The sequence below is a fragment of the Curvibacter sp. GW821-FHT01G03 genome, assembly GCF_059422285.1.
On sequence record NZ_JBWKWP010000007.1, the window covers coordinates 1 to 22,910 of the forward strand.

Annotated in this window: 21 protein-coding genes and 1 riboswitch; of the genes, 7 read left to right on the forward strand and 14 right to left on the reverse strand. The window is 66.9% G+C overall.

Features of this window, described 5'->3' with window-relative positions:
* Window positions 1–36 precede the first annotated feature (36 nt).
* Window positions 37–555, reverse strand: a complete 519-nt coding sequence (locus tag AC07VS_RS11035) for a hypothetical protein (protein WP_494750964.1) — start codon at window positions 553–555, stop codon at window positions 37–39.
* A gap of 839 nt (window positions 556–1,394) precedes the next feature.
* Between AC07VS_RS11035 and AC07VS_RS11040 the strand changes: the two genes are divergently transcribed.
* From AC07VS_RS11040 to AC07VS_RS11070, 7 genes are all read left to right on the forward strand, one after another.
* Window positions 1,395–2,585 carry an ABC transporter substrate-binding protein gene (locus tag AC07VS_RS11040; protein WP_019575328.1) on the forward strand — a complete coding sequence of 397 codons (1,191 nt, stop codon included), beginning with the start codon at window positions 1,395–1,397 and terminating at the stop codon, window positions 2,583–2,585.
* A 144-nt stretch (window positions 2,586–2,729) separates the two neighbouring features.
* Entirely contained in the window at window positions 2,730–3,371 is a 642-nt protein-coding gene (locus AC07VS_RS11045) for a LysE family translocator (RefSeq protein ID WP_494750965.1), read from the forward strand.
* A 40-nt stretch (window positions 3,372–3,411) separates the two neighbouring features.
* Complete coding sequence (locus AC07VS_RS11050; RefSeq protein WP_492345198.1) at window positions 3,412–4,275, forward strand: branched-chain amino acid ABC transporter permease; 864 nt, start codon at window positions 3,412–3,414, stop codon at window positions 4,273–4,275.
* A 61-nt stretch (window positions 4,276–4,336) separates the two neighbouring features.
* On the forward strand, window positions 4,337–5,350 hold the full coding sequence (locus AC07VS_RS11055; RefSeq protein ID WP_492345197.1) for a branched-chain amino acid ABC transporter permease: 1,014 nt from the start codon (window positions 4,337–4,339) through the stop codon (window positions 5,348–5,350).
* Between the two features lie 26 nt (window positions 5,351–5,376).
* Window positions 5,377–6,111 carry an ABC transporter ATP-binding protein gene (locus AC07VS_RS11060; protein ID WP_492345590.1) on the forward strand — a complete coding sequence of 245 codons (735 nt, stop codon included), beginning with the start codon at window positions 5,377–5,379 and terminating at the stop codon, window positions 6,109–6,111.
* Window positions 6,108–6,830: an ABC transporter ATP-binding protein gene (locus AC07VS_RS11065; protein ID WP_492345196.1), complete on the forward strand. Its 723-nt coding sequence runs from the start codon at window positions 6,108–6,110 to the stop codon at window positions 6,828–6,830. The genes AC07VS_RS11060 and AC07VS_RS11065 overlap by 4 nt, the downstream gene beginning before the upstream one ends.
* Window positions 6,831–6,951: 121 nt before the next feature.
* The gene (locus AC07VS_RS11070) at window positions 6,952–7,416 is read left to right on the forward strand and encodes a hypothetical protein (RefSeq protein WP_492345195.1); all 465 of its coding nucleotides are present in this window, start codon (window positions 6,952–6,954) and stop codon (window positions 7,414–7,416) included.
* 73 nt (window positions 7,417–7,489) lie between these two features.
* Here the strand turns inward: AC07VS_RS11070 and AC07VS_RS11075 are convergent, their stop codons facing one another.
* The 13 genes from AC07VS_RS11075 to hutC all read right to left on the reverse strand — a co-directional run bounded on the left by AC07VS_RS11075 (window position 7,490) and on the right by hutC (window position 22,887).
* Window positions 7,490–9,853 (reverse strand): putative Ig domain-containing protein, encoded by a 2,364-nt coding sequence (locus AC07VS_RS11075; RefSeq protein WP_494750966.1) that lies wholly within the window; start codon window positions 9,851–9,853, stop codon window positions 7,490–7,492.
* Between the two features lie 129 nt (window positions 9,854–9,982).
* Window positions 9,983–10,068: riboswitch (cyclic di-GMP riboswitch) on the reverse strand.
* A 153-nt stretch (window positions 10,069–10,221) separates the two neighbouring features.
* Window positions 10,222–11,205, reverse strand: coding sequence for an acrylyl-CoA reductase (NADPH) (acuI, locus tag AC07VS_RS11080; protein ID WP_492345193.1), 984 nt, complete (start codon window positions 11,203–11,205; stop codon window positions 10,222–10,224).
* 87 nt (window positions 11,206–11,292) lie between these two features.
* A complete protein-coding gene (gene hutG, locus AC07VS_RS11085; RefSeq protein WP_494655563.1) occupies window positions 11,293–12,114 on the reverse strand; it encodes an N-formylglutamate deformylase in 822 nt (273 codons plus the stop codon).
* Between the two features lie 24 nt (window positions 12,115–12,138).
* On the reverse strand, window positions 12,139–13,566 hold the full coding sequence (locus tag AC07VS_RS11090; protein WP_494751089.1) for a formimidoylglutamate deiminase: 1,428 nt from the start codon (window positions 13,564–13,566) through the stop codon (window positions 12,139–12,141).
* Window positions 13,567–13,574: 8 nt separating this feature from the next.
* Window positions 13,575–14,834: an imidazolonepropionase gene (gene hutI, locus AC07VS_RS11095; RefSeq protein WP_494750967.1), complete on the reverse strand. Its 1,260-nt coding sequence runs from the start codon at window positions 14,832–14,834 to the stop codon at window positions 13,575–13,577.
* 2 nt (window positions 14,835–14,836) lie between these two features.
* Entirely contained in the window at window positions 14,837–15,433 is a 597-nt protein-coding gene (locus tag AC07VS_RS11100) for a HutD/Ves family protein (RefSeq protein WP_494750968.1), read from the reverse strand.
* Window positions 15,434–15,453: 20 nt separating this feature from the next.
* On the reverse strand, window positions 15,454–16,260 hold the full coding sequence (locus AC07VS_RS11105) for an amino acid ABC transporter ATP-binding protein (RefSeq protein WP_494655561.1): 807 nt from the start codon (window positions 16,258–16,260) through the stop codon (window positions 15,454–15,456).
* On the reverse strand, window positions 16,257–16,925 hold the full coding sequence (locus AC07VS_RS11110; protein WP_492345188.1) for an amino acid ABC transporter permease: 669 nt from the start codon (window positions 16,923–16,925) through the stop codon (window positions 16,257–16,259). The genes AC07VS_RS11105 and AC07VS_RS11110 overlap by 4 nt, the downstream gene beginning before the upstream one ends.
* Before the next feature lie 37 nt (window positions 16,926–16,962).
* Complete coding sequence (locus tag AC07VS_RS11115; RefSeq protein WP_492345187.1) at window positions 16,963–17,709, reverse strand: transporter substrate-binding domain-containing protein; 747 nt, start codon at window positions 17,707–17,709, stop codon at window positions 16,963–16,965.
* A gap of 66 nt (window positions 17,710–17,775) precedes the next feature.
* Window positions 17,776–18,516, reverse strand: a complete 741-nt coding sequence (locus AC07VS_RS11120) for an IclR family transcriptional regulator (RefSeq protein ID WP_494655560.1) — start codon at window positions 18,514–18,516, stop codon at window positions 17,776–17,778.
* 126 nt (window positions 18,517–18,642) lie between these two features.
* On the reverse strand, window positions 18,643–20,376 hold the full coding sequence (gene hutU / locus AC07VS_RS11125) for a urocanate hydratase (RefSeq protein ID WP_494655559.1): 1,734 nt from the start codon (window positions 20,374–20,376) through the stop codon (window positions 18,643–18,645).
* A gap of 48 nt (window positions 20,377–20,424) precedes the next feature.
* Window positions 20,425–21,990, reverse strand: a complete 1,566-nt coding sequence (gene hutH / locus AC07VS_RS11130) for a histidine ammonia-lyase (protein ID WP_494750969.1) — start codon at window positions 21,988–21,990, stop codon at window positions 20,425–20,427.
* A gap of 66 nt (window positions 21,991–22,056) precedes the next feature.
* On the reverse strand, window positions 22,057–22,887 hold the full coding sequence (gene hutC, locus AC07VS_RS11135; RefSeq protein WP_492345183.1) for a histidine utilization transcriptional repressor HutC: 831 nt from the start codon (window positions 22,885–22,887) through the stop codon (window positions 22,057–22,059).
* Window positions 22,888–22,910: the final 23 nt, after the last annotated feature.

Sequence of the window (22,910 nt, forward strand, 5' to 3'; positions counted from 1 at the left end):
GGGCCATCGAATGGTTTGAACTCTGACAAGACACCATCAAAGTGTAAATATCTCAGTATCTATCAGGTACCGAAAAGGCTCTTGCGCCTCCGGATCAACCGCCCACTGCTTCAAGGCTTCACGGTATATCGCACCAAAATTACGCGCCGCCAATTGAATCAGATCGGAATCAGCCCGCTCAAGGGTCTGAACCACATAAATCATGAGGTGCATCACCATGGTGCGTGGGGCCTCAGGGCGATGAATGCGGATCCGGCTGTTGAGGAAGACCTCAAAACGCAGTCCTGGCTCCTGAAGCAAGCCCATGGCGATGGGCACGAAGGTTTCGAGTTTCACACGCGTATTCCCTGAAAAATCACTCCCTGGCCAGCAAGGCATTCGAGAGAGCTGGCAGGTCTGGAAGCAGATCACGCGGCATTTGTGAATCAGCCAGACACACCATGAACAGGGCGCGATACTAAGGGCAGAGTCGTGAAAAATAAGGTTCAAATGTTTCTCGTTGTTACCTCGAAAACCATTGAATAAGCGCTTTGCAAATATCCGTTGCAGCAGCATCCCGTCACTCCGCCGGTTTTATCACGACGGGCGGGGCCCGCGCGGCGATGGCCTGCTGCGCTCAGTTTGGATTTACGCATTGACACATTTGCGTCGCCCCACCGCCGTGACGCTCATGGGTCTCATCGCCGGCATGCGCTTCGGGCATTGCCGCCTGGGTCAGGGCACTGCGCAGTCCAAGCTCTGCTGGAAAAAAGCGGGCCCAGCGTCTAAGCTCAAACATCGCTGTCACACCCCGCCAACCCGAACCCTGCGTCCGACTCCCTGCGCAGGCCCCGCAAGGGGTTGCACCCGGCCCTCTGGCCGGGTTTCTTTTTGGCGCGCCACCGAGGCCCCGCTGGCCAGCGCAGGGGCGGCGGCCTCAGCACGCCTGCATCTGATCATGCGGGTTGACGCTTGCGGTCGCGTTCGTCAAACGGCCAGATGCCCAGGGTTGGGCGCTGGGGCTTGCTCAGAGGGACTTGCATGAGTGATCTCCTGTAAAGACCACCCTACAACGCGACAGCCTGCCATCGGATGACATTGCCTGATCGCAGCAAAGCGCTTCCCCCTCAAACAGACCCTCAACTGGCCGAAGCCGGGCAGGGTTTTCACGGGCAGAAAAAAATGGCTTGAATTCGAATGCCGGCAATATACTGCGTGCACAAGACGTGCAGGCACTTTATTGCATACCAAGCAGATGATCACCCAGCCACGATGCGGAGCGCCTTCATCGAAGTCGCGCCAAGCGAGCCACCCGCTGGCACCAAAGCTTGCCGTTCAGCGGGGTGTCGCCTTCGGTCAAGGCCTTGCACTGACAACGCACCCGATGTTTTGAAAATCGACAACTGGAGACACACATGACCTCACGCCGACTGATCCTCAGCCGCAGCGCAGCCCTGGTGGGTGCAGCGTCCAGCGGCCTGTGGCTGCCCGAACTGGCCCGAGCCCAAACCGGCAAGCTGCGTGTGGGTTTCATGCTGCCCTACACCGGCACCTACGCCCAACTGGGCGTGGCCATTGAGAACGGGGTGCGCATGGCCATCAATGAGCAAGGCGGCAAGCTCGGCGGGCGCGAGATCGAATACTTCAAGGTCGACGACGAATCAGAGCCCGCCAAGGGCATCGAAAACGCCAACAAGCTGGTCCAGCGAGACAAGGTGGATGTGCTGATTGGCACCGTGCACTCGGGCGTGCAGATGGGCATCCAGAAGGTGGCACGCGACAGCGGGGTGTTGAGCCTGATCCCCAACGCCGGCGTGCATGCAGCGACCCGGGCCCTGTGCGCCCCGAACGTGTTCCGCACCAGCTTCACCAATGCCCAACCCACCCAGGCGCTGGGCGCGGCCATGGTGGCCCGTGGCCACAAGAAGGCCGTCTGGATCACCTGGAAGTACGCCGCTGGCGACGAGGCCTACGAGGGCTTCAAGGAGAGCTACACCAAGGCCGGTGGCACCATCGTCAAAGAATTGGGCCTGCCGTTCCCGAACGTCGAGTTCCAGGCCCTGTTGACCGAAATCGCTGCACTGAAGCCCGATGCGGTGGCCTGCTTCTTTGCCGGAGGTGGGGCCGCCAAGTTCATGCGTGACTATGCGGCAGCCGGTCTGAAGGGAAAGATCCCGCTCTATGGATCGGGCTTTCTGACCGAAGGCGTGATCGAGGCCGCCGGCCCGGCCGCCGACGGCGTGATCACCACCATGCACTACAGTGATTCGCTGGACACGCCGCGCAACAAGCAGTTCCGCCTCGACTATGCCAAGACCTTCAAGATGCAACCGGATGTGTATGCCGTGCAGGGCTACGACACGGGCTTGTTGCTGGTGCAAGGCGCCAATGCCGTCAAAGGGGACCTCAGCGGCAGCAAGCCAGCGCTGTACAAGGCGCTCGAGTCGGCTGTGATCGACAGCCCGCGTGGCAAGTGGACCATGAGCCGGGCCCACAACCCGGTACAGGACATCTACCTGCGGGTGGTTGAAAAAGGCGAGAACAAGGTGCTCGGCGTGGCCGCCAAGGCCCTGGCCGACAGCGGCGCGGGTTGCCGGCTGGGTTGATCGAACGGGGGCGGCCTGCCCACAGGGGCCCGGCATTTGCAAGAATGATGTGACCAGCGCTTCGATTGGAGCGCCGGCCTGTTGTTCGTGCGCCTGGATCCCGTGGCCACGACCCGTGCTTGCCTCACCTGCCCCCTCATCGCCATGACCCTCAGTACCTTTTTGCTTTACCTCGCCGCCGTGGCCCTGCTCGTGCTGTCGCCCGGCCCCACGATGCTCATGTGCATGACCAACTCGCTGCAGTACGGCCCACGCCGCGCCCTGGCCTCGGTGGCGGGCAGTGTGACCGCCGTGCTGGGGGTGATGTTGCTTTCAGCCCTGGGCCTGGGCGCCCTGCTGGCAGCGTCAGAAACCGCCTTCCTGGTTCTCAAAAGCGTGGGTGCCGCATACCTGATCTGGCTCGGCATCAAAACCTTCCGCAGTCGGGCAACGGTCTTTTCACCCCAGGCCGCCGACTCGCCGTGCCAGCGTCAGCCCCAGTCCTATGCACGCCTGTACCTGCAGGGCCTGATGGTGGGGGGTAGCAACCCCAAGGCCATCCTGTTCTTCACGGCCTTCTTTCCGCAGTTCATCAACCCGACCGCCACGTTTCTGCCGCAGTTCAGCCTGCTGGCCGGCACCTTCGTGAGCTTTGAATTCACCGTGCTCTCGGCGTGCGCCCTGGGCGTGGCGCGGCTGGCCCCGGCCTTGCGCTCCAGCAGCCGCATGCAGTGGTTCAACCGCATCTCGGGCGGACTGTTCACCCTCATGGGTGGCTTGCTGCTGATGTCGCGTCGCCACACCTGATCCGATCCGACGGCCCACCCACTTCAAACCCCGCCCCGCCATGGACCTTGCCAACCTTCTGATCCAGTTGCTCAACAGCGTGCAGTACGGCCTGCTGCTGTTCATGCTGGCGGCCGGCCTGACGCTGATCTTCGGCATCATGGGCGTGGTCAATCTCGCCCATGGCAGCTTCTACATGCTCGGGGCCTATCTGGCCTGGTGGCTCAGCGCGCAGGTGGGCAGCCTGCCGCTGGCCATCGTGCTCGGGGCCCTGCTGTCGGTGGCTTTGGGCCTGGCGCTTGAATGGCTGCTGTTCCGCCATTTCTACCAGCGCGACCACCTGGATCAGGTGCTGCTGACCTTCGGCCTGATCTACGTGTTCGAAGAGCTGCGTTCGCTGCTGTGGGGCGACGACGTTCACGGCGTGGACATCCCCAAGGCGCTGGACTGGTCGCTGCCACTGACCGACACCCTCTCCTACCCGGCCTACCGCCTGTTCATGTCGGTGGTTTGCCTGCTGCTGGCCCTCGGCCTGTACCTGCTGATCTCGCGCACCCGGCTGGGCATGAAGATCCGGGCCGGCGCCTTCAACCGCGACATGGCCGAATCGCTGGGCATCAACATCCGGCTGATCCATGCCATCGTGTTTGCCCTCGGCGTGGGCCTGGCCGCCGTGGCCGGCATGGTGGCGGCCCCCATTGCGAGCGTCTACCCCAACATGGGTTCACAGGTCCTGATCATGTGCTTTGTGGTGGTCGTCATCGGCGGCATCGGCTCGGTGCGCGGTGCCTTGATCGCGGCATTGCTGGTGGGCCTGGTCGACACCTTTGGCAAGGTGCTGCTGCCCCAGGTCTCGGGCATGTTGGTCTACATGCTGATGGCCGCCGTGCTGTTGTGGAAGCCTGAGGGGCTGTTCAAGCAATGACCCCCGACGCAGCGTTCACGCACACCCCTGCCCTGCCCCCCCTACGCCCGGAGTTCCACTGATGTCTGCCCCCCGCGCCCGTCTCGAGACCCTGCCCCGTGGCCTGCAGGCCGCGCTGGCCCTGGGCCTGCTGGCCCTGCTGAGCTTCCCCTTCGTGGGCAGCGATTTCTACGTGCAGATGGTGGCACGCATGATGATCCTGGCCATCTTCGCCATGAGCCTGGACCTGCTGCAGGGCGTGACCGGCCTGGTCAGCCTGGGGCATGCAGCCTATTTCGGGCTGGCCGGCTATGCCTTGGCCTTCATCACGCCCGCAGGCGAACCCGCCAGCCTGTGGTGGACGCTGCCCGTGGCGGTGGCCGCCTCGGCGCTGGCGGCCCTGGTGATCGGCTTCTTTGTGGTGCGCACCCAGGGCATCTACTTCATCATGGTCACCATGGCCTTTGCGCAGATGGTGTTCTATCTGTTCTTCGACAACAAGCTCCTGGGTGGCTCGGATGGCCTGTACATCAACTTCAAGCCGGATGCGAGCCTGGCGGGCTGGTTGCCCTTCGATCTCGAGAACAAGCTGAGCTTCTACTATTTCACGCTGTTCTTTCTGGTGGCGGTCTATGCCTTTCTTCGACGCCTGCTCTGGAGCCCGTTCGGCCGGGCTCTGGCGGGCATCCGCATCAATGAACACCGCATGCGTGCCATGGGCTTCGGAACCTTTGGCTACAAGCTGGCGGCATTCACCCTGGCCGGCGCATTGGCCGGTCTGGCCGGCTACCTGTGGGGTGCACAGAGTGGCTACGTGAACCCCGAACTGATGGGCTTTCACATGAGCGCTCACGCCATCATGATGGTCATCCTGGGCGGCATGGGCAATTTTGCCGGGGCCATTGTCGGGGCCTTCACCTTCGAGTTGCTGCTCGACCTGTTCAAGGACCTGCCGGCCGTCGGCGGCTTTGACACCGGCAAGCATTGGCAGCTGTGGATGGGCCTGTTCATCGTCGCGCTGATCGTGTTTGCGCCCCGGGGACTGCTGGGCCTCACCCAGCGCGCAGGCAAAGCCCCCTCTGGAGAGCAAGCGTGAACGCCACACAGACCCCCGAAGTGCTGATGAGTGCGCGCGGCCTGACCCGCCGCTTCGGTGGCCTGGCCGCCGTCAACCAGGTCGAACTCGATCTGTGGCGCAACTGCATCCATGCCGTGATCGGCCCCAATGGTGCCGGCAAATCGACCCTGACCAACCTGCTTTCGGGCGACCTGCCCCCCAGTGAGGGCCGCATCACCCTGGGCGGACAAGACGTCACCGGCTGGTCGGCCGAACGCATCTCGCGCCAGGGCCTGGGCCGCAGCTACCAAAAGACCAACATCTTTGCCCCCTTGAGCGTGTGGGACAACATCCGGTTGGCAGCCCAGTCGCGCAGCCCGCAGGCCTGGCGTTGGCTCCAGCGGGCCGACAGCATCCGTGCGATCAACGAACGCGCCGAGCGCGCCCTGGAGTTGGCCGGTCTGCAGGCCCGCCGCCAGGCCGTCGCGGGCGCAGCCAGTCATGGCGAACAGCGCCAGCTTGAGATCGCCATGACCCTGGCCACCGAACCGCAGGTGCTGTTGCTGGATGAACCCCTGGCCGGCATGGGCGTGGCCGAGGCCGAACGGGTGGTCGAGTTGCTGCTGCGGCTCAAGCCCGGCCACGCCATGATGCTGGTCGAGCACGACATGGACGCCGTCTTCACGCTGGCCGATCGCCTGACCGTGATGGTCAACGGCCAGCGCATCGCCAGCGGCAGTCCGGCCGAGGTGCGTGCCGACCCGCTGGTGCAGTCCGCCTACCTCGGAGCCGACGAATGAGCCCCACCCCCGAACTGCTGATCCAGGCCCAGGGCCTCAACACCTTCTACGGTGCCAGCCACATCCTGCGTGACCTCAGCTTCTCGGTGGCGCGCGGTGAAACCATCGGGCTGATGGGACGCAACGGCATGGGCAAGAGCACCCTGCTGAAAAGCATCATGGGCCTGGTCAAGCCCCGCTCGGGCCAGGTGAACATCACGGGCCGCGCCATGACCGGGCGCTCGCCCTACGAGGTGTCACGCCTGGGCATCGCCTACGTGCCCGAAGGACGCGGCATCTTCGGCAACCTCAGCGTGCGCGAGAACCTGCAGATGGCCGCCCGCGCCGGCACCCGGGGCCAGCGCGACTGGACCTACGAGCGCGTGCTGGAGACCTTTCCACGCCTGACCGAGCGACTGAACCACGGTGGCCAGCAACTGTCTGGGGGCGAACAGCAGATGCTGACCATCGGCCGCGCGCTCATGACCAACCCCGATGTCTTGATCCTCGACGAGGCCACCGAGGGCTTGGCGCCCCTGATCGCACGCGAGATCTGGCGCATCTGCGGCCTGATTCGCGAAAGCGGCATCAGCAGCGTGATCGTCGACAAGAACTGGAAGCACGTCACCCAGATCAGCAACCGCAACGTGATCCTGGTCAAAGGCCAGGTGGCCTTCGAAGGCAGCTCCGAGGAACTGCGGGCCAACCCGGCCTTGCTGGACCAGTACCTGGGCGTTTGAGACGCGCTTCACAGACCAGCACAAGTTGATACAGATCGGGTGTCAACGCCCCGCCTGCGCCACTCATTGAGCGTGCAAGCCCGCAGATCCCTCATCCTTCCCGCGGGCCTGAAAGCCCGCCATGCCTTTGCGCCCAAGTCGCCCCTTGCCAGGGGCCCTGCTCATCACCGGACTGAGCCTTGTTTTGTTGGCCCCTCTGGCCCAGGCCCAGAGCGAGGGCCAAAACTTCGCCTATCGCCGCGGTTACGACCAGGGCTATGCCGATGGCCTGGCTGCCGCTCGCCAGGCCCCCTGGCAGCCGGGCGCGACCCCAGGCTGGCCGGGTTCCTTGGGCGCCAGCCCGGCCCCCATCACCTTGCACGAGGCCCGCTATGGCACGGCCGAGCGTGCCTGTGATGCCCGTGCCGGCATTGCCCGGACGCTGGCCGAGCAGCCCATGCCGGTGCTCGCGGTGAACAACGGCTTGTGCGGCGACCCCGCGCCGAACCAACGCAAGTTCCTGATCGTGCGCTACAGCTGCCCGGGCCAGGGCCCGGTGCGCCAAAGCACCTGGGAGGGACAAGCCATGGCCTTGAACTGTCCTTGACGGTCTGCCAGCACAAAAAAAACGGCGCCAGGGCATTCCCTGGCGCCGCTCAATGGAGACGAAAGCGAGTTGCTTACTTGATGGTCACCGGCATTTGAACCTGAACCTTGCGACCCGCCGAGTCCGTGACCACGATGGTCAGCGAGTAGCTACCAACCGTCGGGCTGGGCCAGTTGGCCGTCACGGTCAGGCCCGTCATCGAGAACGACATGCCCAGCGGCGCGCCAGAGATCGACACCGAAACCCAGCTCACACCCGAATCCGTGATCGTGATCGTGCCGCTGACGGCCTTGCCTGCCGTACCCGTGATGGCGGGTGCATTGACCGACAAACCGCTGCTGGTCGAGGTGGCGGCTGCAATCTTGACCGTGTACACGGCTTGCCCGGTCAGGCCGGTCTTGCTGTCCTTGGCGATGGCGGTCACGCTGTAGCTGCCGAGCACCGGGCTGGCCCAGCTCACCACACCGGTGCTGGCGTTGACGCTCATGCCGGTGGGGGCACCGCTCAGGCTGTAGCTCAGGGCATTGGCGCCGGTGGCGTTCACGGTGAATGACAAGGCGGTGCCTGGCGTGCCATTGACGGTGGCGGCGGTCACGGTGGGGGCCACCGGCGCGGTCACGGTCACGGTGTAGACACCCTGGCCGCTGAGGCCGGTCTTGCTGTCCTTGGCCACCACCGTCACAGCGTAGGTACCCGCCACCGGGGTGGCCCAGCTGACCACACCCGCGGTAGAGATCGCCATGCCGCTCGGTGCGCCGGTCAGGCTGTAGGTCACGGCATTGGGAGCGCTGGCCGACACGGTGAACGACAGGGCCGTTCCCACCTGGCCTGTGATGCTGGCCGAAGCCACCACCGGCGGGTTGGTCACGGTGGCACCGCTCAACACACTCAGCAGGTTGCTGCCGTTGGGCGTGCCCAGGCCGGTGGGGGTGTCAAAACCGGTGTGCGCGCTGCAGGTGGCGCAGGTGCCGTTGTTGCCCGACACCACATCCAGAAACGCACCGGCATAGCTGCTGGCATTCACCGAGATCTGGCCATAGAGAACAGAGTGCGGCGCACCCAACAAAGCCTTGGACGACTGGACTCGCATCGCGTTGGCCACCGCCAACAGGGCCGCCCATTGCGGGGTGGACATGCTGGTGCCGCCCGCGCTGACCCATTGGGCGGTGGTGCTGCCGGCAGGGATCACCGCCACGTACTGGCCGGTGTTGGGGTTGGCATTCATGGCCACATCTGACACGGTGCGACGCGCCACCGTGCCCATGCCGGGCACCGCGCTGGTCTGGTAGCTGGGCGTGGCGGTGTAGGCACTGGTGCCACCACCCGAGCCGGTCCACACCACTTCGCTGCGGCTGCCCGTGCCGCTGTAGGTCAGGGAGGTACCGCCGACGGCCAGCACCTTGGGCGACACGGCCGGCCAGCTCACGCCGGCACCCGAGTCACCGGCGGCCGCCAGGTAGGTCATGTTGGCGGTGCCGAAATAGCTGTCGGCCGAAGCGGTCCAGTTGCCTTCGTTGGCGCCAAAACTCATCGACACCACGCCCGGGCCCATCTTGTTGGCCAAGCCCACGGCGGCCAGCAGGCTGTTCACGCCGGAGTCCGGGGCTTCGATCAGCACCAGGCGGGCCAGCGGCGCGATCGCGTGGGCCCATTGAACGTCCAGCGAGATCTCGGTCGACCAGCCCGAGTTGTACGCGGGTGCCGTTGCCGTCATGGCGCCACTGGTGTTGCTGTACACCACCGACAGCTCGCAGGCCGAGGCCGACGGGGCGGCCAGCGGCAGCGCGGCGGTGGTGGCAATGGCCTTGGTGGTACAAGTGGGCAGGCCGAACTTGCTGTTGAAGGCGGCCAACTCGGCCGCCACGTTCGGGTTGTGCATGGCGTCGACGATGTAGATCGTCTGGCCGGCACCCAACTGAGCGGCTTGGGCAGCCGACAGGCTGGCACCCGCCGCCGGAGTAGCCGGCAAGCCGTACGCGGCCCGGATCTGCGCCGGTGAATAGGTGACCACGGCGGTCCCGGCCTTCGCGGTCGAATCATCGGACTGGACATTGGCAGGAACCCCCAGGGCCTTGGCCTGGATCATCGCTTCGGGCGTCAGGCGACGGCTGCTCAGGCCGGCCAATTCGGCAGGCACCAGTTGCACGCGGGGAGCCATTTGGGCCGATGCGCCCGAGCCAGAGGCATCCACGTCGTCAGGCGCCTGAAGTTGCACCGGTGCCAGGTGAAACGTGGGCAAGGCGGTCTGCGTGGCTGCCGACTCCGGCAAGGTGTCCACCTCGGCCGACAACGTGGTGGTCGCGCTGACCGAGGGGCTGGCAGCCGTGCCGGCATCGCCGCCGCCGCAGGCCGCCAGCAGCAAGGTCATCGCGCTCAAGGCCAGGCCGCAGGCGGCTGACGCAGAACGCAAGGAATGGAATTGAATCAAGGAGGCCATGGCACTCTCCGGTCAGTTGGACGGGAGGCACAGCCATCAAAAGAAGGGAAGCCAGGACACCGGGCGGGTGGGTTGCCGGCTTCTGGGACCTGGGGATCCAGGTGGGCTTCGCAGAAGAAGCCACAGGGGCTTGGCAACCCCGCTGTCATACCCCTGAGGGCTTAGACCGGTGGCTTTGCGACCCCGCCTTTCGGACGGGTGTGCCTTTTACATGCCGCCATCTTAAGTTCATTTATGTTTCATATCAACACAATTCGTAACACAGCCGATAAGAAGTGACGAACGGAAAAGAACTGAAAAAGCCAGCCAGTTCCCGCCATCCGCCCAAGCCGACATGGCCAATGTTGCCTGTCAGAGGGTGCCGGGCCTCACGCCGTCACGCGCACCACCACGCGGCCGCGCACCTGGCCTGCCAACAGATCGGCCGCCACCGAGGGGGCCTGGGCCAGCGGGATTTCACGGGTGAACGCCTCCAGCAAGGTGGGGTCCAGGTCGCGGGCCAGGCGCGCCCAGGCCTGCTGGCGCAACGGCAGCGGAGCCATCACGCTGTCAATGCCGTACAGCGTCACCCCGCGCAGGATGAAAGGCGCCACCGTGGCCGGAAAGTCCATGCCCCCAGCCAGTCCGCAGGCCGCCACCGCGCCGCCATATCGGGTGCAGGCGCAGGCATTGGCCAGGGTGTGGCTGCCCACGGCATCCACCACCCCGGCCCAGCGCTCCTTGCCCAGTGCTTTGCCGGGCGCGGCCAGTTCGGCCCGGTCAATCACCTCGGCGGCGCCGATCGATTTCAGGTGTTCAGCCTCTTGCGGCCGACCGGTCGAGGCCACGGCGCGGTAGCCCAACCTGGCCAGCAGGGCCAGGGCCACGCTGCCCACACCACCATTGGCCCCCGTGACCAGGATGTCGCCGTCACCAGGTTGAATGCCGTGGCGCTCCAAAGCCATCACGCACAGCATGGCGGTGTAGCCCGCGGTGCCGATCGCCATGGCCTGGCGGGCACTGAAGGCCTCGGGCAGGCGCACCAGCCAATCGCCCTTGACCCGGGCCACCCCGGCCAGGCCGCCCCAATGGGTTTCGCCCACGCCCCAGCCATTGAGCAGCACCGGGTCGCCCACCTTCCAGTGGGCATGGCTGCTGGCCGTCACGGTGCCCGCGAAATCAATGCCCGGCACCATGGGAAAGCGCCGCACCACGGGCGACTGGCCGGTGATGGCCAGGCCATCCTTGTAATTGAGTGTGGACCAGGCCACCTGGACCGTCACGTCACCCTCGGGCAACTGTGCCTCGTCGATGGACTGCAACTGGGCGCGGTAACCGGCGTCGTCCTTGGTGATCAAAATGCCTTCGAACATGGGGTCTCCTGATTGGGTACAAGCGGCGTGGATCATGCCCCAGCTCGAACAGACCTATCAAGCACCCGGGATCCCCTGAGGGTCAGTTCAAGGCCCCTCGGCAAAGGCCAGCATGGCCTCGATCAGTTGCTGCACGGTGGGTTGGATGCGGGCGGCCACCCCGGGCAGGTAGTCAAAAGGCAAGGCCTCTTGCATGTAGCTGCACTGCGTCATCTCCAGTTGCACCGCATGGATGCGCTGGGCCGGCTGGCCGTAATGGCGGGTGATGTGCCCGCCCTTGAAGCGCCCGTTGAGCACCGCGGTGTGCGCCGGCGCGGCCTGAGCGATCTCCAGCAAGCGCTGCGCCAGGGCCGGGTCGCAACTGGCGCCATCCGCCGTGCCGAGGTTCAGGTCGGGCAGCTTGCCGTCGAAGAAGCGTGGCAGCACCGAACGGATCGAGTGCGCGTCCCACAACATGGCCACGCCATGCTGGGCCCGCAAACGCTGCAACTCGGCCTGCAAGCAGGCGTGGTAAGGCGCCCACACCGCTTCGCGTCGCTGTGCGATCTCGTCCTCGTCCGGGCCCCGACCGTCGGCGTACAAAGGGGTGTCGTCAAAGGTATCGACGGGACACAGCCCGGTCACGCTCTGGCCCGGGTACAGGCTGGCGCCATCGGGTGGGCGGTTCAGGTCGATCACGTAGCGCGAATGGGTGGCCACCAGGATCGAGGCGCCCAGAGCGCGTGCAAAGCCATAGAGCTGCTCCAGGTGCCAGTCGGTGTCGGGCACCTGCCGGGCTTCGGCCGTCAGGCGCTGGGCCAGCGCGGGCGGCACGTAGGTCCCCACATGGGGCATGGAGATCAACAGCGGACGGTGTCCCTGGTGCAGGCGGAAGGCAGCCTGATCGGTGGTGAAAGTGGTCGCGGTCATGGGAGGGCCTCGGATAGGAGAAGGTCAGGTACTTTCAAGCAGTTCGCGGCGGGCCTGCACAAAGGCCTGGGCCGCCTCATCGTGCAAGGCGTGGCGCCCGGCCTGCACGCGGGGCACGCCGCCCACCCGCACCTCGGCCACGGCCGAGCTGCGGTGGCTGCCGAACACATGGGCCGAGAGCATGTCGGGCGCAGGCAGACCGGCCAGGGCCAGGTGCTGCGGGTCCAGCGCCACCCAGTCGGCTCGCTGCCCTGGTGCCAGGCCCGCCACGGGGCGGGCGCAGGCCTGGGCACCGCCCGCCACGGCCTGCAAGGTCATGGCCGTGGCCACGCCAGGCTGACGGGCGCTGGCCAACACATTTCGCTCATGCCGCTGCAGGCGCTGGCCATACTCCAGCAGCATCAGCTCTTCGGCCGCATTCACGCAGGCATGGCTGTCAGACCCCACGCCCCAGGCACCGCCGGCATCGCGCCACAGGGGCAGGTCAAACAGGCCGTCGCCCAGGTTGGCCTCGGTACTGGGGCACAGGCCGGCCACCGCGCCGCTGGCGGCCGCGGCGCGGTATTCGGCCTCGGTCATGTGGGTGGCGTGCACCAGGCACCAGCGCCGGTCCACCGGTGCATGCTCCAGCAGCCATTCGACCGGACGCCGCGCGCTCCAGGCCAGGCAATCGTCCACCTCGCGCGTCTGCTCGGCGATGTGGATGTGGATGGGGGCCTCGGGGTCGAGGGCCGTCAGGCCCGCCACAGCTTCGCGCAGGCTGTCGGGTGGCACAGCACGCAGCGAGTGCGGCGCCAGGCCGAGCCGGGTACCGTGGCCGTGCAGGCCCTGGTTGATTTCGCCCTGCAGCGTGTCCAGCAGGCTCAGCAGGTTGTCGGTGCTGCGCAGAAAGCGCCGCTGCCCGCCGTGCGGCGCCTGCCCGCCAAAACCGCCGGTCTGGTACAGCACAGGCAACAGCGTCATGCCCATGCCGGTGCGCTGCGCCGCCCGCAACAGGCAACGCGCCAAGGTGGCATCGTCGGCATAGGGTTGGCCGTCGGACTGGTGGTGCACGTAGTGGAACTCGCACACCGAGGTGTAGCCGGCCTCCAGCATCTCCAGGTACAGCCAGGTGGCGATGGCCTCCAGCCGCTCGGGTGTCAGGCTGCCGGCAAAGCGGTACATCAGGGTGCGCCAGCTCCAGAAACTGTCGGCCTCGCCGCCCTGCCCCGGGCTGCTGCGCTGCTCGGTGAGGCCGGCAAAGCCGCGCTGGAAGGCATGTGAATGGAGATTGGGCAGGCCCGGGATCACGGGGCCTGTGGCCAGGGCCACCCCAACGGGTGCCTGCGCGCCCACCGGCACCCCCGCCTGCACGTGCGTCAGCACGCCGGCCGCATCCCACTGCAGCAGCACGTCGCGGGCCCAACCATCAGGCAGCAGGGCGTGGGGTGCAAACAAGGTGTTGGTGCGCATGTCGGTGCTCATGTCGAAGATCTCACGTCCGCTTCGGAACAGGTCTGGGTGATGCGCCCCTGGCGCACCACCGTGGGCTGGGCTCGCTGGCCCAGCCAGTAGGCCAGTTCGGCCACCTCGCCCACAGGCCACAGCACCCAGTTGGCAGGCCGCCCCGGGCCGAGGACACCATGGGTGTCCTGCAGGCCAAGTGCCTGGGCGGCGTGGCGGGTGACCCCGGCCAGGGCCTCGGGTACGGTCAGGCGGAACAGGGTGCAGGCCATGTTGACCATCAGCAGCAGGCTCAGGGCTGGCGAGGTGCCCGGGTTGTGGTCGGTGGACACCGCCATGGGCACACCGGCCTCACGCAAGGCCTGGATGGGCGGCCGTTGGGTATCGCGCAAGGTGTAGAAGGCCCCCGGCAGCAACACGGCCACCGTGCCCGCGCGGCGCATGGCCGCAATGCCCTCGGCCGACAGGTGCTCGATGTGGTCGCACGACAGCGCACCGTAGCGCGCCGCCAGCGCCGCGCCGCCCATGTCGGACAGTTGCTCGGCGTGCAGCTTCACCGGCAGGCCCAGGGCTTGGGCAGCCTGAAACACCTGCTCGGTCTCGGCCAGCGAGAACGCGATGCGCTCGCAGAACACGTCCACCGCATCCACCAGGCCCTCGGCTGCCAGCGCCGGCAGCATCTCGCGACAAACCAGATCGATGTAATCGGCGCTGCGCCCCGCGTACTCGGGCGGCAGGGCATGGGCGCCCAAAAAGGTGGTGCGCACCGTGATGCCGTGAAGCTCGCCCAGGCGCCGCGCCACCCGCAACTGCTTGCGCTCGTGCGCCAGGCTCAGGCCATAGCCCGACTTGATCTCGATGGCACAGACGCCCTCGGCGAGCAGGCTCTGCAGTCGGACGCTGGCGCTGGCCAGCAGTTCGTCTTCGCTGGCCTCGCGGGTGGCCCGCACGCTGGAGACAATGCCCCCGCCCGCGCGTGCCACCTCTTCGTAGCTGGCCCCGGCCAGCCGCAAGGCGAATTCAGGGGCACGCTGCCCGCCATACACCAGGTGGGTGTGGCAGTCGATCAGGCCGGGCGTGAGCCAATGGCCCCGGCCATCGTGCCTGGGGATGCCGGGCGGCAGCACGGCATCGGCCAGGCGCCCGACCCAGGCGATCTGCCCCCCTTGCACCAGCAAGGCGTCACTGTCGGGCGGGCCATCGGCCGTCAGCGCACCGGGCGCGACCCGCAGGTTGAACCACAAACCCTCGGCACTGGCGTGCGTGGAACCCAGCATCTTCAGACCTCCTGTATCAACACCGCGATCAGTGCGGCCTGCGGCCCATCGGCCGTCAGGCGCCAGGGGCCGAAGCGCCCTGCCCCGGCCTGCCACCACAGGCCCTGGTCGGACGCCAGCGCCACGGTTTCAGCGCCACACAGCTGCCAGGCCCCCTGCAGACTCATCAACAAGCCGGCTGGCGCCGACGGCAGGGCCTGCCCCACATCACCACGCAGTACCGTGACCGAGGCCCGGCAGCGCTCGCGCCGCGTCATGACGTTGAAGTCATCGCAAGGGCCGCCCAGCAGGCGGCTGTCGATGGCCGCTTCGCCCGCAAAGGCAAAGGGCTGCCACGGTGTGGACAGGCGGTGCGCCACCGCGCCATCGCCAGAGGCCAGGTGCACGCCGGCGCCTTCGAGCAGCGTGATCACGCGGTCCACCCCGGTGAAGCGGGAGAACGGGCCATCGCTGGCGATGTGGGCAATGCTCACCCGCCAGTCAAAAGCGTCCAGGCCCGCGCCCGGGGGCTGGCAGACGATCTCGCGGGTCAACCCGCCGCCGTTCTTCCAGGGCATGGCCTCGAGGGCTCGGCGGTCGAAGAAGTGCAGGTCTGGCATCTCGGATCTGGCCTCCAGGCTCACGAACGGCTCAGCACGGCCTGCAGAAATTGCCGGGTGCGCTCCTGGCGCGGGGCGCCGAACACGGTGGCCGGGTCGCCGGCCTCGACGATGCCGCCGCCGTCCATGACCACCACCACATCGGCCACCTCGCGGGCAAAGCCCATCTCGTGGGTGACCACCATCATCGTCATGCCCTCGCTGGCCAGCAGCTTCATGACCTGCAGCACCTCGCCCACCAGCTCGGGGTCGAGGGCCGAAGTGGGTTCGTCGAACAGCATCACCTTGGGTCGCATGGCCAGGGCCCGGGCAATGGCCACGCGCTGTTTCTGGCCGCCTGACAGGCTGGCGGGCATGGCATCGGCCTTGGCCGACAGGCCCACCTTCTGCAACAGCTCACGCGCCTCGGCTTCGGCCTGGGCGGCACTCAGGCCCCGCAGCATGCGCGGGCCCAGGGTGACGTTGCCCAGCACCGACAGGTGCGGGAACAGGTTGAACGACTGGAACACCATGCCCACCTCGGTGCGCAAGGCGTTCAGCTCGCGCTCGCCCAGCATCTGGCCGTCACGCACCAGGGTGTGGCCCACGATCTCGACACTGCCCTGCTCGGGCTGCTCCAGCCCGTTGCAGCAGCGCAAGAAGGTGCTCTTGCCCGAGCCGCTGGGCCCGATCACCACCACCACCTGCGAGGGCTGAACCTCGAAGTCGATGCCTTTCAGCACCACATGATCGCCGTAACGCTTGCCCAGGCCACGGATGCGCACGATGGGTCCGGCCGCTTGCGCCGCCTGCGCCGCGGGCGGCGTCTGTTTCAGGGTCGGGCTCATTGCACCATGCCTCCGGCGCGCAGGCGCTGTTCGATGTGCCGCAGGGCCAGGGTGGTCAGGCCCGTGAGCACGAAATACACCGCCGCGATCGCGAGGTACACCTCAAGCGAGCGGTACGACACGCTGATGATCTTCTGGCCCTCGTGCATCACGTCGTGGATGGTCAGCAGCGACACCAGGGCCGAGTTCTTGATCAAGGCAATGAACTCATTGCCCAGCGGTGGGATCATGCGCACCACGGCCTGCGGCAGGATCACGCTGCGCATGGCCTGCCCGTAAGACATGCCCATGGAGCGCGCGGCCTCCATCTGTCCGCGGTCCACCGACTGGATGGCCCCGCGCACGATCTCCGACACATAAGCGCCCGAGTAAATGCCCATGCCCAGCACGCCGCACACAAAGGCCGGCAGCAGCAGCCCGAAATGCGGCAGGCCGAAGAACAGGATGAACAGTTGCACCAGCAGCGGTGTGCCGCGGATCAGCGCGACATACGCCGTGCAAAGGCCGTAGACCAGCGGGTTGCCGCGCCGCAGGCGGCCCATGCCGGCCAGCAGGCCGAGCACACAGCCCAGCAGCAGGGCACAGGCGGTGATCTGCACCGTGACGGCGGCGCCGTTGAGCAGATCGCGCCAGCCCGCCCAGACGGGTGAAAAATCGAAGTCCATGGGGTGGAGTGCCTTCAGTCAGGGGGCGCTCAAGCCGTCATTTGCCAGCCGGGAACCACTTGGCCACCAGGCGCGCATGGCTGCCGTCGGCCTTGAGCTTGGCCAGCGCGGCATTGACGGCGCGGGTCAGCTCGGGCGTGTCCTTGCGCAAGGCCATGCCGTACTCCTCGGTGGTGAGCTGGGGCTCCAGCACCTGCAGGCCCGGGCGGGTGCGCATGTACTGGAAGGCGGCGGGCTTGCCGGTCACCAGCGCATCGGCGCGACCGATGTCCACCAGGTTGAACATCTCCTGGTTCTTCTCGACCTCGACCAGCTGCACTTGGGGGAAGGCCTGCTTCACAAAAGCCACCGACTTGGTGCCCACCTGCACCGATACCTTCTTGCCATTCAGGTCGATCGGAGCCTTCATGGCACTGCCGGCCTTGACCATGGTGACCAGACCACCGGCAAAGTAGGGCTCGGTGAAGTCGACCACCTTCTTGCGCTCGTCAGTGATGTAGATGGCCGACACGGCCATGTCGAAACGCTTGGAAATCAGGCCCGGGATCAGGCCCTTGAAGTCGATGTCCACCCATTCGACTTTCTTGCCCATGGCGGCGCCCACAGCCTCCACCAACTCGACATCAAAGCCGGTGCGCTTGCCGTTGTCGGTGTATTCCATGGGCGGGAAGGTGGCATCGGTGGCCACGTGCAGCACATCGGTCTGGGCGCTGGCAGCGCCGTGCAGGCCAGCCAAGCTGCTGAAGGCCAGGGCGGCGAGGATGAGTTGGCGACGGAAGTTCATGGGGAGGTCCTGTCAGGTTGGAGGGAAACAGCGGGGGGGGGAAAGGAATCACAACAAGGCGTCGGGTCACGGGCCCTGCAGCGCGCGGGCAATGCGTGCCGCGGTGACCAGGGTCATGTGCACAAAGGCCGCCTCGCGGCCATCGATACGCAAGGTCGGTGCCATCAGCGTGATGGCACCCTGCAACTGGCGCTGGCCATCGAGCAGGGGCGCGCTGACGCCCCAGACACCGGCATCCACCTCGCCGGCCGTGATGGCATGGCCACGCTCACGGATGGCTGCCAGCTCATGGCGTCGGGTTTCGCGCTCGGTGGCATCGAGCGCCAGCCGCTCCAGGACCGCATCGCGTTGGGCCTCGGGCAGATGGGCCAGCAGGCACTTGGCGCTGGCACCGTCACGCAAGGGCACACTGCGCCCCTTGTCGAAGGAGCAACGCAGCGACTGCACGCTGTCCACCATCTCCAGGCACACCGCCCGTTCGTTGAGCACCGCGACCAGGGCCACGCTCTCGCTGCTGAGGCGGGCCAGGGCCTGCAGGTCGGCCCGTGCGCACTGCACCAGGCGCGAGTTGGCATCGAAGCCGCTGGCCAGCTCGACACTGGCGGGGCCCGGGCCGTAGCGGCCATCGACCTCCATGACAAAACCCCAGCGCCGCAAGGTGGCAATCTGGCGGTACAACGTACTCTTGGCCAGCCCTGTGGCGGCACTCAGCTCCAGCGCACTCAGTGGTTCGCGGTGCTGCGCCAGCACCGACAGCACCTGCAGGGTGCGGTCGGTGGCGGGGGGGGTGTCAGATCCGGCGGTCATGGGAATGAGGTGAGCGCTGAAGCGTTGCTTGGCTTGCAGTATCTGGCGTCAGGGCAGACCCGCCAAGACCCCATTCCCACCTGCTGGGAATGGGGGGCGGCTTTTGAGATTCCAGCCTTCCCGCCCTCAGTCCCTGAGCATGGGCAGGTTCAGGCCGTTTCGGCGCGCGCAGGCCTGGGCACTTTCGTAGCCGGCGTCGGCATGGCGCATCACCCCGGTGGCCGGGTCGTTCCAGAGCACGCGGGCCAGGCGCTGGTCGGCCGCCTCGCTGCCATCGGCCACGATGACCACGCCCGAATGCTGCGAATACCCCATGCCCACCCCCCCGCCGTGGTGCAGGCTGACCCAGGTGGCGCCGCCGGCTGTGTTGAGCAGGGCATTCAGCAGGGGCCAATCGCTGACGGCGTCGGTGCCGTCCTTCATGCTCTCGGTTTCGCGGTTGGGGCTGGCCACCGAACCGGTGTCCAGGTGGTCGCGGCCGATCACGATGGGCGCCTTGAGCTCGCCCGTGCGCACCATCTCGTTGAAGGCCAGCGCCGCCTTGTGGCGCTCGCCCAGCCCCAGCCAGCAGATGCGCGCCGGCAGGCCCTGGAAGCTGATGCGCTCGCGGGCCATGTCGAGCCAGCGGTGCACATGGGTGTTCTCGGGGAACAGCGCCTTGATCTTGGCGTCGGTCTTGTAGATGTCCTCCGGGTCGCCCGACAGGGCCACCCAGCGGAAGGGGCCCTTGCCCTCGCAGAACAGGGGGCGGATGTAGGCCGGCACAAAGCCGGGGAAATCGAAGGCGTTCTTCACCCCTTCATCGAACGCCACCTGGCGGATGTTGTTGCCGTAGTCGACCACCGGCACACCCAGGGCCTGGAAATCGAGCATGGCCTGCACGTGGCGGGCACACGATTGGGCCGCGGCCTTTTTCAGGGTCGCATGCTGGGCCGGGTCCTGCTGGGCGGCACGCCATTGCGCCACGCTCCAGCCGGCCGGCAGGTAGCCATTGACCAGATCGTGGGCCGAGGTCTGATCGGTCACCAGCCCGGGCTTGAGGCCACCGGCCTGGGCCCGGCGCACCAGCTCAGGCAGCACCTCGGCCGCATTGCCCAGCAGGCCGATGGACACCGCCTCACCCGCAGCCGTGTACTGGGCGATCAGCGCCAGGGCGTGGTCCAGGTCACGCGCCTGTTGGTCAAGGTATCGGGTGCGCAGGCGGAAGTCGATGCTGGCCTGCTGGCATTCGATGTTCAGCGACACCGCACCCGCAAAGGTGGCGGCCAGGGGCTGGGCGCCCCCCATGCCGCCCAGGCCGGCGGTGACGATCCACTGGCCCTTGAGGCTGCCGCCATGGTGTTGGCGACCGGCCTCGGCAAAGGTCTCGTAAGTGCCCTGCACGATGCCCTGGGTGCCGATGTAGATCCAACTGCCCGCGGTCATCTGGCCGTACATGAACAGGCCCTTGCGGTCGAGTTCGCTGAAGTGCTCCCAGTGGGCCCACTTGGGCACCAGGTTGGAGTTGGCCAGCAGCACGCGGGGGGCGTTCTCGTGGGTCTTGAACACGCCCACGGGCTTGCCCGACTGGATCAGCAGGCTTTCATCGTCGTTGAGCTGGCGCAGGCTCTCCAGGATGGCGTCGTAGCAGGCCCAGTCGCGGGCCGCCCGGCCGATGCCGCCATAGACCACCAGGTCTTGCGGGCGCTCGGCCACCTCGGCGTCGAGGTTGTTCTGGATCATGCGATAAGCCGCTTCGGTGAGCCAGCTCTTGCAGCTTTTCTCGGCGCCGCGCGGGGCGCGGATCACGCGGCTCGGGTCGTGGCGGGGATCGGTGGCCGGGGCCGTGGCGGCGGCGATGAGGTGGTCATTGGCGTTCATGGTCAACACTCCTGGTAAGACGGTGGACGAAAAATGGAAGGCGTCAGGTCAAAGCCCGGCAGCCGCTGCGCTGGGCCAGACGGCCTTCAGGCAGGCCGGCCAATCGGTCTGGCGAGCCCACAGGCGCATGGCTTCGATGTCGGGGGCCAAAAAGCGGTCCTGCTCCAGGAAGGCCACGCGCTGGCGGATGCCGGCCATCAGGCCCTCCACGGCTGGCGAACTCTTCAAGGGGCGCTGGAAATCCAGGCCCTGGGCGGCGGCCATGGCCTCGATGCCCACCACCACGGCGGTGTTGGTCACCATGTCGGCCAGGCGGCGGGCACCAAATGTGGCCATGGAGACGTGGTCTTCCTGGTTGGCCGAGGTGGGCAGACTGTCGACGCTGGCTGGATGGGCCAGCGATTTGTTCTCGGAGGCCAGCGCCGCGGCCGTGACCTGGGCAATCATGAAACCCGAATTGACGCCGCTGTCGCGGATGAGAAAAGCCGGCAGGCCCGACAACCCGGTGTCCAACAGCAAGGCCATGCGGCGCTCCGAAATGGCACCGATCTCGGACACCGCCAGGGCGATGATGTCGGCGGCAAAGGCCACCGGCTCGGCGTGGAAATTGCCGCCCGAGATCACATCGCCGTTGTCAAACACCAGTGGATTGTCCGAGGCGGCATTGGCCTCGGTCTGCAGCACACGGGCTGCGTGCTGGAGGTTGTCCAGGCAGGCGCCCATCACCTGGGGCACGCAGCGGATCGAATACGGGTCTTGCACACGGCCGCAGTGCTCGTGCGAATGAACAATGTCGCTGCCCTCCAGCAACTCACGCAGCGCAGCGGCCACGGCGATCTGGCCGGGCTGCCCCCGGGCGGCATGGATGCGCGCATCCAGCGGTTTGACCGAGCCCTTGATGGCCTCCAGCGACAAGGCCCCGGCTGCCAGCCCGGCGGCCAGCACCTCTTCGGCGCCGAACAGGCCAGCCAGTGCCAGCGCAGTGGACACCTGGGTGCCGTTGAGCAGGGCCAACCCCTCCTTGGGGCCCAGCACAAAGGGCTGCAAGCCGATGCGCGCCAGGGCCTGGGCGCCGCCCAGGCGCCCCCCCTCGGGCAGCATCACCTCGCCCTCGCCGATCAGCACACAGGCCAAGTGGGCCAGAGGGGCCAGATCGCCCGAAGCCCCGACCGAACCCTTGGCCGGGATCACCGGCAGCAGATCGGCATTGGCCAGCGCCAGCAAGGCGTCCACCAGTTCGGGCCGCACCCCCGAGTGGCCGCGCGCCAGGCTGACCGCCTTGGAGGCCAGCACCATGCGCACCACCGGGGCGGGCAGCGGATCACCCGTGCCCACGCTGTGCGACAGCACCAGGTTGCGCTGCAGCTCGGCCAGGCGCTCATGGGCAATGCGGGTGCTGGCCAGCTTGCCGAAGCCGGTGTTGATGCCATACACCACCTGGTCTTCATCAACGATGCGCTGCACGCAGCGCTGGGCCGCCAGCAGGCCGGCGTGCGCCGATGCATGCAGGCGCAGGTTCAGGCCGCCGGAGGCAATGCGGCGCCACTGGGCCAGGCTCACCTGACCGGGCTCCAGCAGCAACTCGGGGGCGGTAGCGATGGGGTTCGATGTCATGTTGACCATCCTGTCTATACAAGTTGTCTGAAACGAAAACAAGGCCGTCCAAAAAGCGTGGCCGGCTCAGCCGAAGACGGGGTTGCCGTCGGCCTTGAAACGACTGCCCAGGCGGTAGCGTGAGGCCGGGTGCAGGCAGCGCACCACCGTCACCGGCACACCACGGGTCCAGGTGCGCCGGGTCAGCAGCAGGCAGGGCTGGGTGGGCACCATGGCCAGGCGCTCGGCCTGCTCGAGGGTGGGCAGCACGGCATCCACCACGTGCTCGACCTGATCGAAAGGCACGTTGCGCACCAGGTACTCGGAGGGCTGCTGCAGGCTGAAGTCCTGCGCGCCAAAGTCGGGCACCACCCGGGGGTTGACGTAACGGTCTTCCAGTTGCACCGGCACGCCGTCTTCCAGGTGCACGCACACCGAGTGAAAGGCCGAATCGCCCAGGCGGAGGTCAAGCGCGGCGGCCACCTCCAGCGAAGCGGAGATGCGCTCCACCACCAGCACCTCGCAGCGGTAGTCATGACCCCGCTGGCGGATCTCGCTGGCCAGGTTGGCGATCTGCAACAAGGTGGACTGGGGCTTTTCCTCGGCCACGAAGCTGCCCACACCGGCCACCCGCACCACCCTGCCCTGCTCGGTCAGCTCACGCAGGGCCCGGTTGACGGTCATGCGCGAGATGCCGAACTGCGCCACCAGCTCGTGCTCGGACGGCAGGCGGTGCCCCGGCGGCCAGGAGCCGTCCTGAATCTTGCGCGAGATGTGGTCCTTGATCTGCTGGTAAAGCGCGAGCGCCGGCGGCAGCGAAGAGGTGGCGGCGGTCAGCGGCACAGCGCTGGCCGAGGCCACCGCGGTGGCGGGCAGATGGGATGAGGCCTTGCGGCGACTGGCGGGCGTGGGTGACATGGGGCGCTATCGTAGTGGGCGCG

What these genes read in the sequence shown, in the direction of transcription:
- AC07VS_RS11100 (WP_494750968.1), bottom strand. Translation starts at nt 15,433, where the DNA reads ATGCCAGACCTGCACTTCTTCGACCGCCGAGCCCTCGAGGCCATGCCC.
- AC07VS_RS11075 (WP_494750966.1), bottom strand. Translation starts at nt 9,853, where the DNA reads ATGGCCTCCTTGATTCAATTCCATTCCTTGCGTTCTGCGTCAGCCGCC.
- AC07VS_RS11110 (WP_492345188.1), bottom strand. Translation starts at nt 16,925, where the DNA reads ATGGACTTCGATTTTTCACCCGTCTGGGCGGGCTGGCGCGATCTGCTC.
- hutU (WP_494655559.1), bottom strand. Translation starts at nt 20,376, where the DNA reads ATGAACGCCAATGACCACCTCATCGCCGCCGCCACGGCCCCGGCCACC.
- hutH (WP_494750969.1), bottom strand. Translation starts at nt 21,990, where the DNA reads ATGACATCGAACCCCATCGCTACCGCCCCCGAGTTGCTGCTGGAGCCC.
- AC07VS_RS11050 (WP_492345198.1), top strand. Translation starts at nt 3,412, where the DNA reads ATGGACCTTGCCAACCTTCTGATCCAGTTGCTCAACAGCGTGCAGTAC.
- AC07VS_RS11115 (WP_492345187.1), bottom strand. Translation starts at nt 17,709, where the DNA reads ATGAACTTCCGTCGCCAACTCATCCTCGCCGCCCTGGCCTTCAGCAGC.
- AC07VS_RS11070 (WP_492345195.1), top strand. Translation starts at nt 6,952, where the DNA reads ATGCCTTTGCGCCCAAGTCGCCCCTTGCCAGGGGCCCTGCTCATCACC.
- AC07VS_RS11055 (WP_492345197.1), top strand. Translation starts at nt 4,337, where the DNA reads ATGTCTGCCCCCCGCGCCCGTCTCGAGACCCTGCCCCGTGGCCTGCAG.
- AC07VS_RS11035 (WP_494750964.1), bottom strand. Translation starts at nt 555, where the DNA reads ATGCTGCTGCAACGGATATTTGCAAAGCGCTTATTCAATGGTTTTCGA.
- AC07VS_RS11045 (WP_494750965.1), top strand. Translation starts at nt 2,730, where the DNA reads ATGACCCTCAGTACCTTTTTGCTTTACCTCGCCGCCGTGGCCCTGCTC.
- AC07VS_RS11090 (WP_494751089.1), bottom strand. Translation starts at nt 13,566, where the DNA reads ATGCGCACCAACACCTTGTTTGCACCCCACGCCCTGCTGCCTGATGGT.
- acuI (WP_492345193.1), bottom strand. Translation starts at nt 11,205, where the DNA reads ATGTTCGAAGGCATTTTGATCACCAAGGACGACGCCGGTTACCGCGCC.
- hutI (WP_494750967.1), bottom strand. Translation starts at nt 14,834, where the DNA reads ATGCTGGGTTCCACGCACGCCAGTGCCGAGGGTTTGTGGTTCAACCTG.
- hutC (WP_492345183.1), bottom strand. Translation starts at nt 22,887, where the DNA reads ATGTCACCCACGCCCGCCAGTCGCCGCAAGGCCTCATCCCATCTGCCC.
- AC07VS_RS11065 (WP_492345196.1), top strand. Translation starts at nt 6,108, where the DNA reads ATGAGCCCCACCCCCGAACTGCTGATCCAGGCCCAGGGCCTCAACACC.
- AC07VS_RS11040 (WP_019575328.1), top strand. Translation starts at nt 1,395, where the DNA reads ATGACCTCACGCCGACTGATCCTCAGCCGCAGCGCAGCCCTGGTGGGT.
- AC07VS_RS11120 (WP_494655560.1), bottom strand. Translation starts at nt 18,516, where the DNA reads ATGACCGCCGGATCTGACACCCCCCCCGCCACCGACCGCACCCTGCAG.
- AC07VS_RS11105 (WP_494655561.1), bottom strand. Translation starts at nt 16,260, where the DNA reads ATGAGCCCGACCCTGAAACAGACGCCGCCCGCGGCGCAGGCGGCGCAA.
- AC07VS_RS11060 (WP_492345590.1), top strand. Translation starts at nt 5,377, where the DNA reads ATGAGTGCGCGCGGCCTGACCCGCCGCTTCGGTGGCCTGGCCGCCGTC.
- hutG (WP_494655563.1), bottom strand. Translation starts at nt 12,114, where the DNA reads ATGACCGCGACCACTTTCACCACCGATCAGGCTGCCTTCCGCCTGCAC.